This is a genomic window from Streptomyces sp. NPDC050388 (assembly GCF_040655635.1).
Lineage (GTDB): Bacteria > Actinomycetota > Actinomycetes > Streptomycetales > Streptomycetaceae > Streptomyces.
The window spans coordinates 1-8877 of record NZ_JBFAKH010000138.1; the positions used below are offsets into that span (position 1 = coordinate 1).

The window sequence follows — 8877 nt, forward strand, 5'->3', positions numbered from 1 at the left end:
GTGCCGACCGCCCCCGCGAGGCCGCTCGCCGCCACGAACACACCGACTGCAGAGCTGCTTGACAAACCAGAATGAATCATAACTTTCCGGCATTGTACCACCAGGTGGCTCGATGACGGACGATCTCCCCGCCACGATCACCGCGATGAGCTGCGCGAGCACCCCAATGACTCGTCACACCAGGCCCGGTGACCTGCACGAATCACGATGAAACTCCCTCACTCTGACCACCCGCCACAATCTCGCCTCCTGGCGGGGGCGGGCGGGGGATGCGGCCGGTGCCGCGGCCGCCTACGAGGAGCTGCTGGCCGACACGGTGCGGGTGCTGGGCCCCGACCACCCCGACACCCTGGCCGCCCGCCACAACCTCGCCTCCTGGCGGGGGCGGGCGGGGGATGCGGCCGGTGCCGCGGCCGCGACCGAGGAGCTGCTGGCCGACACGGTGCGGGTGCTGGGCCCCGACCACCCCGACACCCTGACCGCCCGCCACAACCTCGCCCACTGGCGGGGCAAATTAACCGTTGATGAATCGACCGATTGATGAACAAGACCGGAAAGCGGTGATCCGCGGCCGGATCGGCGCCAGATCATGCGCGAGAAACGATGTCAAAAAGTCAGCATGCTCAAGAACTTGGGCCCCACCGATTTCTGTACGATCTCGCGGGTGCAGACGCCTTCCGACGACGACACCGCCGATCTCCTCGCCCCGTCCCCGCCACACGAACCGGCGCCCTCGTCGGGTACGCCCGCGTATCGACGAAAACAGCCTGTGAGTTCGGCTCCGGCGGGCTGCCGGCGGGTCAACCCGGTGGCGGCCGTCAGGGTCCCCGTTGCCACGGGGATGGTGATCTGTCCGGAGGCGAAGGTGCTGATGGCAACGTGGGCGGTGTGGGGGCCGGCGCGTACGACACGGGCCCGAACCCGCTGGTAGCCGGTTTCGTCTATACCGCCCCCTGCTCACTGTGCCTGGTCACCCTCCATCGGGGCAGTCTGCTCGCGGGAATAGCGGGAATAGGCAGCCCGCTGGAGATCTTGGAACGGCTGATCACGAGTCCCGGTCCCAAGGAGATGTTGTGCCCACGCTCGACCGCCAGCCCGAGGCCCTGCTGCAAGAGTTGATCGAGGCACTCCCCCACGGATGGAGCTGCAGCCCCGACTATGCCCCCACGGACCCGTCGGCCGAGTGGTACGAGCTGGACATGCGTGAGCGGGCCCGCGACGCGGAGCCCCAGGCCGAGCATCTGCGGCCCGGTGAGGAGATCGGCCACGACTGGCGCCTGCTATTCGCCCGTGACCGGGACGGTCTCTCCATCGACGGGGCGGTCGTGGGAGCCCTGCGAAGCCCCGGCGGCGCCCGCCAGCTCTTCGTCCACTACCGCAACGTGGACGCAGACCCCGCGGGCCTGTTCCGCCGCTGGGCGGACCATGCCCCGGCCCGTGGGATCGCTCACTGGCTCCAGCAGACCGCCAGGGCCACCGACCTCGAACTGATCGAACGCACCCTTGTCGAGGAGCGCAAGGACCCCCTGCTGCGGAAGAACTGGTTCCCCGGGCCCCCCGTGCTCGTGCTCGACACCGAAACCACCGGCCTGTCCACCAACCGCGACCGCGTTGTTGAAGTGGCGTGGCTGCTGGCCGACCACGCCCCACGGCAGTGGCGCAGTGATCTGATCAACCCCGGGATCCCCATGCCCGCCGACGCCTACGCGGTCAACGGCATCGACGACTCCCTGCTGCGCACCGAGGGGGGCGATCCTGCGAAGACGCTCGACGACGCCCTGGACGCGGTTGCCGAGCACCTGCGTGACGGTGCGGTGCTGGTGGTGGCGAACGCTGAATTCGACCTGCCGTTGCTGGATGCCGAATGCCGGCGCCACAGCCTCCGGCCGCTCGCCGCACGCGTCGGCGTGGAGCGTCTGAAGGTGGTTGACCCGATGCGCATCCACCAGAGACTGTTCGGCGCCCGCAAGGGCCACAGCACCATCCCCGCACTGGCCGAACTGCATGTTCCCGGCGCGGTCGGTTTGCACACGGCTCTTGGCGACTGCTACACCACGCTCCATGTCCTGGCCGGTCTGCTGCGCCAGGAGGGCGAGCGGATCGTGCGCCGCTTCACCGCCGACGACACCAACCGGCGCACCACTGGCGAACACGTCCCTGGGGCGCGGCCGCGTCCCGTCTTGCACCACCTGCTCGCCCTCAGTGGTTCCTGATCCTGCCCGTCCACACCGGTGGGGAAAGGCTCGAGCTCGCGGTGCGGCAGGTCGCGACACCCATGACCTGGGCGAGGCGGGCACCGGCCCGGCCGGGGCCAGCCCGAGCGTGCTCATCGCCCGGCGCAGCCGCCCGGTGCCCCGGCCATGGCGGCGGGTCAGCCCCGGCACCTGTTCCATGAACGTTCGCCGGCCGCGTGCCGGGGCTGTGTAGAAGGACTGCCGAGAGCGGAACGCGAGTTGCGCTCTCTGTCCAGCTGTGGTGGGTGGTTTGGGCCAGTCGACCTGGACGTCCGGCTACTCTCGGATGTCCAGTTCAGGGAGGCTGTCCACGATCTTCATCGTCTCCAGGCTGACGGTGACGATGCGCTTGAGCAGGTCGATGATGTAACGCGGGTCGTCGGACCAGTCGTTGGGGTCGTTGACGATCTCCGACGCCTTGTCGACCTTGACCTGGTAGCGGTCGATGATCCACTCGATCGCGGAGCGCGCACCGAGTTGGTAGCGGTACGCCTCTTCCGGGATGTTGGTCAGCTTGACCCGGGTGTTGTAGACGATCGTCGACCGGTCAGCCTGCCCCTTGATCTTCGGGATCTTCATCTTGGCGACCCGGTACAGCTCGCTGGGGGGCGTGGCGGACGCGTCGCCGGTCACCGTCTCGACGATGCCCTTGTACGGCTCGGCCTGCTCGTAGTTGATGTGCAGGTCGGCGAGTTTGCGTCCGGCTTCGGCGAAGCCGTGGAAGTCACGCACCTTGGGGATGCGCGGCAGGGACTTCTTCAGGTCCGCGGCGAAGCGCTCGCGGTACTCCGGGGAGTGGAGCAGGCCGTAGGTGTAATAGAAGACGTCGTCCTTGGTGATCGCGGGATCGCTGCAGCTCTGCCGGTAGTCGCGGAGGGCAGCGTCGGTGATGTTGTCAACACGCTCATGGCCGTCGTCCTCGACGGCAGCGAACAAGTCGTCTCCCTTGCCGAGTTCGCGATACGTGTAGCGGGAGAAGTATGGGCCGATGCTCTTGGTTCCGACGGCATGTCGGTCCGGAACCGCGTCCGTCATCAAGACAGAGAAGGGCTCGTCCGTTCCGGTGCCGGTGATGTAAAACCCGAAATTCTCGTGCATCGGCGTGGGGAAAATCTGGGGAAGTTGGTAGACCGTGTTGTTTAGCTTTCGGTCGAAGTAGGCGAACTGGCGCGTGAAGGGACGATAGGAGGAGGTAAAGATCCATTCCCTTTGGAAGGAATACGTCTCCCCCTTTGCGATGCGCGCCTTGTCGGCCCTGTCCCAGCTGATCTTCTTCGGGTCAAGATCGATGAACTTTTCCACGTCCTGAGCCTTGGGAGCCACGATGCCTACGGCCCTACAGTGATCCGCGAAACCCTCCACCTGGCTGTTGTAGAAGTCGATCGTCGACTCCACGTTTTCCATGAGGCGATGCTTGGAGAAGTTGTATATCCAGGCATCGCGACCCGTCATGAGTCCGCTGGAGTGCACCTCGAAGGTGGAGACGAAGGAGTCTTTCTTATCCTTCCTTCCAACGGCCTGGAAGGTGGCAAACAGCTCGTCCCGCTGATTAACCCAGTCACCGGACGCGTTCGGGATAATCTGCTGCCAGTCCACGGTGTAGAGGTCCTGCCCGGCCAGGGTGCGCAGCTTTTCCTCTCGGCTAAGAGCGTCGCCGATAGCGCAGTAATGCAGAGTGCACCCCTTTCCGGCACTCTTGCCTCCCTTGACGAGTATCAGGATGGCAACGGTGTTCTGACTCCCCGAGCCGAAGATCTTTCCCCCCTCTCGCTTCCAGTCGTGCGTACGCTGATTTCCCCTGAGGTTGTAGCAGTAGATCGCGTTGAACTCGTCCGTCAGGGACATCCGAAGGCCGTCTGCCGTGTTTCCGTCGATGTAGCCACCGTTGGATACGAAGGCGACGACACCCTCGTCTTTGATGCGGTCGGAGGCCCAACGAATGGCACGGATATAGGAGTCGTACAGTGAGTTCTTGAGCGTGGTGGTGGAGCGCGACACATAGGTTTCGGAAATTCGTTTGTCGAGCGCCTCGTACTTCAGGTTCTGGTTAGCGTCATTAGCGCTGTCCTGCCCCACCGAGTACGGCGGGTTACCCACGACCACGGTGATCTTTTGCTTCTGCTGCTTCTTTGCCCGTTCGCTGTTGCCCTCCAGGACGTCCATCCCATCGAGCTTCGCCGTGCCCTCAGCGAGCTGGAACGTGTCTGCCAACACGATGCCCTCGAAGGGCCGGTAGTCGCCGCCGGCGAGGTCGTGGAAGGCTGCCTCGATGTTGACGGCCGCGATGTAGTACGCGAGCAGCACGATCTCGTTGGCGTGCAGTTCGCTGGTGTACTTGCGCAGGAGGTCGTCGGGCTTGATGAGCCCGGACTGGAGGAGGCGGACGGGGAAGGTGCCGGTGCCGACGAAGGGGTCGATGATCTGGACGCCCTCGTCGGACAGGGACTTGCCGAGGTGCTTGGTCAGCGCCTGTTCGGTGGAGCGGATGATGAAGTCGACCACCTCGATCGGGGTGTAGACGATGCCCAGGGCGTCGGCGGTCTTGGGCAGGGCGGTCTTGAAGAACTTGTCGTACAGCTCGACGATGACGCGCTGGCGGCCCTCGTGGTTGTCGATGTCCTGAGCGCGGACCTTGACCGAGTGGTAGAAGCTCTCCAGGGTCTTGGCCTCGGCGTCGAGCCCCTGGTCGTCGAGGATGTCGAGCATCCCCTGCATGGCCCTGGAGACCGGGTTGTGCTCGGCGAAGCCGTAGTCCTTGAACAAGGCGTCGAAGACGGGCTTGGTGACGATGTGCTGGGCGAGCATGTCGACGGCCGCGTCATCACTCACGCCGGGGTTGATGGTCGCGCGCAGCTCGGCGACGAACTCCTCGAACGCGGCCCGCTTGTCGGGCAGGGCGAGTGCGGCCTTGATGCGGGTGACGTGGCGGTCGGCGATCTGGGCGATGTCCTTGGCCCAGTCCTCCCAGTAGTGGCGCTCGCCGACCTTGTCGACGATGCGGGCGTAGATCGCGTCCCGCCAGTCGCTTATGGAGAACAGGGCGTCCTGGATGTGCTGGGCGCTCTGGGCTTCCTTCTCCTTGGCGTCCTCCGCGGTGTCCGCGGTGCTGGAGCCGTCCCTGTCGCCGATCGCCTCGTCACCCACACCGATGTGCCCGATACCGATAATCTCGGGCTTCTTCTTGTTCAACTCGATCTGGTTGACGGTCGCGTTGAAGCGGTCATCGTGGGCGCGCAGCGCCTGGAGGACCTGCCAGACGGTCTTGAAGCGCTGGTTGTCCGCGAGCGCCTTCTCCGGGGTTATCCCGGCGGGGACGGCAACGGGCAGGATGATGTAGCCGTAGTTCTTGCCCGGCGCCACGCGCATGACGCGTCCAACGGACTGGACGACATCGACGACGGAGTTGCGCGGGTTGAGGAACAGCACCGCATCGAGGCTGGGGACGTCCACGCCTTCGGACAGGCAGCGGGCGTTGGTCAGGATGCGGGCGTTGCTCGGACCGGGGTCCTGCTTGAGCCAGTCGAGGAGCCGGTTGCGTCGCAGGGTGTTGAACGTGCCGTCGACGTGTTCAACCTCGCAGTGCAGCACGTCGTCGTCAGCGTCGTCGTAGGCGTCGACGACCTCGTTGAACCGCTCCATGATGGCCTTGGAGTCGGCGATGGACCGGGAGAACGCGACGGCCCGCTTCATCGGGGCGTCGTCCTTGCCGAACCCGGAGCCATCGGCGAAGGTGCCGGTGCGTTTCGCCAGGGCGTTCCAGCAGCCGATGATCTTTGCAGCGTCGTCGATCCGTAGTTCGGAGTCGCCGCCGGCGAGACCTTCCTGGAGGGTCTTGGCGACCACGCCTTCGTCGATGGTGAGGATGAGGACCTTGTAGTCGGTAAGCAGGCCCTGCTCGACGGCCTTGCCGAAGCCGAGGCGGTGGAACTCGGGACCGTACTGCGCCTCGTTGTCCATCGAGGCGACGGCCGCGGAGGCGCCCTTGGCTTCCTGCTTGGTGTCGTCGCTGTACACGCGCGGGGTGGCGGTCATGTACAGCCGGCGGTCGGCGCCGATGAAGCTGTCGTCGTGGACGCGGACGAACGCGGATTCGTCGTGGCCGGACAGGGTGACGCCGGTGGTGCGGTGGGCCTCGTCGCACAGGATGAGGTCGAACCGCGGCATGCCCTGCTTCTGGGCGGCGGAGATGGTGGCGATCGACTGGTAGGTCGAGAACACGACGGTCAGGCCGGGGGCGGCCTCGACGCTGGCCATCTGCGCCATCAGCCGGTCGGGGCTGGTGGTCGCCGGCAGGGCGAGGTCGTGGGTGGACATGTCCTTGTCGTCGCCCTGGGCCTTCTGCTTGCCGACCTGGGCGTCGGAGCAGACCGCAAACGCACGCAGCGGGACCTTGGCCTCGTACGACCACTCACGCAGCGACTGCGAGAGCAGGGCGATGGAGGGCACCAGGAACAGGACGGTGGTGTGCTCGCCCTGGCCAGCCTTGGCCCGCTCCTGCTGAAGCCGTTCAGCGATCTTCAGGCTGGTGAAGGTCTTGCCGGTGCCGCAGGCCATGATGAGCTTGCCGCGGTCATCCTTGGCGAAGCCGGCGAAGACATCGTCGATCGCCGCCTTCTGGTGGGAGCGCGGGGTCTTCTTGTCCCGCAGCGTCATCTGGACTTCGTGGTCGATGCCGGCCGCAGGCAGGTGCCACTCGACAGCGCTGTTCGCGATGCCGGCCAGTCCTATCCGAGTGACGGGGATCTGCTGGTCGTCGAGCGCGGCTTCGGCGTTGTCACTCCACTTGTCCGTCGTGGAGATGATCACCCGGCGGGTGAAGGCGCCCTTGCCGGAGGCCGTGAAGAAGGAGTCGATGTCCTCCTTGCGGACCGTGTGCTGCGGCTCGTAGAACTTGCACTGGATGGCGCAGAAGCCGCCGGTCTCGCGGTCCTGGGCGACCAGATCGATACCGGTGTCTCGCTTGTCGTGCTCTGCCCCCGGCCAGTCGGCCCACATCCATACGCGGGTGAACTGCTCGGTCCACTCCGGGTCGGTGCTGAGGTACTGGACCATGAGCTCTTCGAAGCGGGTCCCCCGGTCCCGGTTCACGGTAGAGCCCTCACGGATCGCCTTGAGAACGTCGTGCACCGTCGTCGTGGTCTCAGCCAACGTGCTCCGCACCCCATCGCAGTCAGTGGCGCGCGAGCCCACGCGCCGGAGAGTTTGCACCAAAATCCTCACAACCCTAGTGGTCAATACCATGATCCAAGCCCTGAACGACCCTGAAACCGTGCTCGGACCGTGCCGCCATCCCGCAGCCCGCGCCGCCGTTCGAGGCGCCCGTCGTCCCCGCGCTGGCCCCGGCACCCACGGGGGCCGGGGAGGCCATGCACGGCTCCACCACGGGGAAACGACGCCGCTGGTGGCCGCACCGGGACTGGCCTGAGGGCACCATCTCTTGCGGCACTTCCTGCACCGTCCCCTGCGGTATCTCCTGCGGTATCTCTTGCGTGAGCCGCTTGGCGAGCCGCGCGTTGGCGCTGGTCACCACAGGTTTCTTGACGTGGTCGGGGGTCTGACATCCCCCTAGAGCCTCCTCGGCCGCCCACCAGCAGGAAGAAGAAGGGATGGGGCAGGGGCTGGGGCAGAGGCCGGCTCGCCGGGGGATCGGCGGCGTGGGCGTGGTGTTGCGCGTCGGCCGGCCTCCGCGCTGGCCCGGCCGCTGGAGCGTCCGGGACGGGGAAGCAGGAGTGCGGCAGCGGAGGCCGGCGGCACCTCAGGTCGTACGTTCCTGCGGCCGGAGGGGTGCCGCAGGGAAGTAGTTGGCGTGCCTGGTCCCCCTTGACCAGCACGCTGACCTGCGACTCTTCCTCACGTCCGTGGACGGTTGAGGCGCCTTGTACGGCGCTCTGCGGGACGCCTTGTCCGGCGCCTTGGAGAGCGTCCTGCAAGGCGCCTTGGAGAGCGCCCTGCCCGCTGGCTCCCGACCGTTACCGCGCCGCGCCGCGCCGCCCCTCCGGCCAATGTGCCTACAGGTGAAGCACCCCCGTAGGCCTGGCACGCGCCTGAACAGGTGTGACATTGACCGGTACGCCGGCAACCGGCTCACTCCGAGGCACGCTCCATGATCAGCCGGCGGCACTGCCGCGCGCGATCGGCCACCCCATCTCCCATAGCAGCCAGCTCTGCCAGATAGGCCAGCGCATCGGTAATTTCCTCGTGATCCGGGTTCGCGAGGAGGAACTCCTCGGTCGCCTCTGTCACACCGCTTTCCGGTTCGAGGAGCAGGACCCGGAAAAGGCCCAAGAGCCTGGTGGCAGCTTCGTCCGGCGGGCTCACCGGGGACGCGAGCAGCCGGCTCCACTGCTCCGCACATGCCTCGAGGCCCCCCTCCACGGTGTCGAGCATGAGCTTCTCGAACGTGATGTAGAGAGCGTCGGGGTCTGCTTCGACGGCCCGTTCCAGGTCTTCGCGCGCCTTCTCACAGTGGCCGGCCTGGCGGTGTGCCTGGCTGCGTTCGGTGAGGGCCCAGGCGAGGGTGGGGTCGAGTTCGAGTGCGGCGGTGAGATCGGCGATGGCCTGCTCGTAGTGGCCGGTTTGTCGGTGTGCTTGGCCGCGGGAGCCGAGGGCCCAGGCGTAGGTGGGGTCGAGTTCGAGTGCGGCG

At 66.3% G+C, this 8877-nt stretch carries 4 protein-coding genes; 2 read left to right on the forward strand and 2 right to left on the reverse strand.

Annotated elements, in window-relative coordinates:
* The first annotated feature begins 223 nt into the window (after positions 1 to 223).
* Positions 224 to 541, forward strand: a complete 318-nt coding sequence (locus AB0I73_RS38185) for a tetratricopeptide repeat protein (RefSeq protein ID WP_363045009.1) — start codon at positions 224 to 226, stop codon at positions 539 to 541.
* A 532-nt stretch (positions 542 to 1073) separates the two neighbouring features.
* Entirely contained in the window at positions 1074 to 2213 is a 1140-nt protein-coding gene (locus AB0I73_RS38190) for a 3'-5' exonuclease (RefSeq protein WP_363045005.1), read from the forward strand.
* Between the two features lie 297 nt (positions 2214 to 2510).
* Here AB0I73_RS38190 and AB0I73_RS38195 read toward each other — a convergent pair whose 3' ends face one another.
* Positions 2511 to 7382, reverse strand: coding sequence for a type ISP restriction/modification enzyme (locus AB0I73_RS38195; protein WP_363045006.1), 4872 nt, complete (start codon positions 7380 to 7382; stop codon positions 2511 to 2513).
* A gap of 936 nt (positions 7383 to 8318) precedes the next feature.
* Positions 8319 to 8877, reverse strand: a 559-nt coding sequence (locus AB0I73_RS38200; protein WP_363045007.1) for a tetratricopeptide repeat protein, incomplete at its 5' end; no start/stop codon positions are given.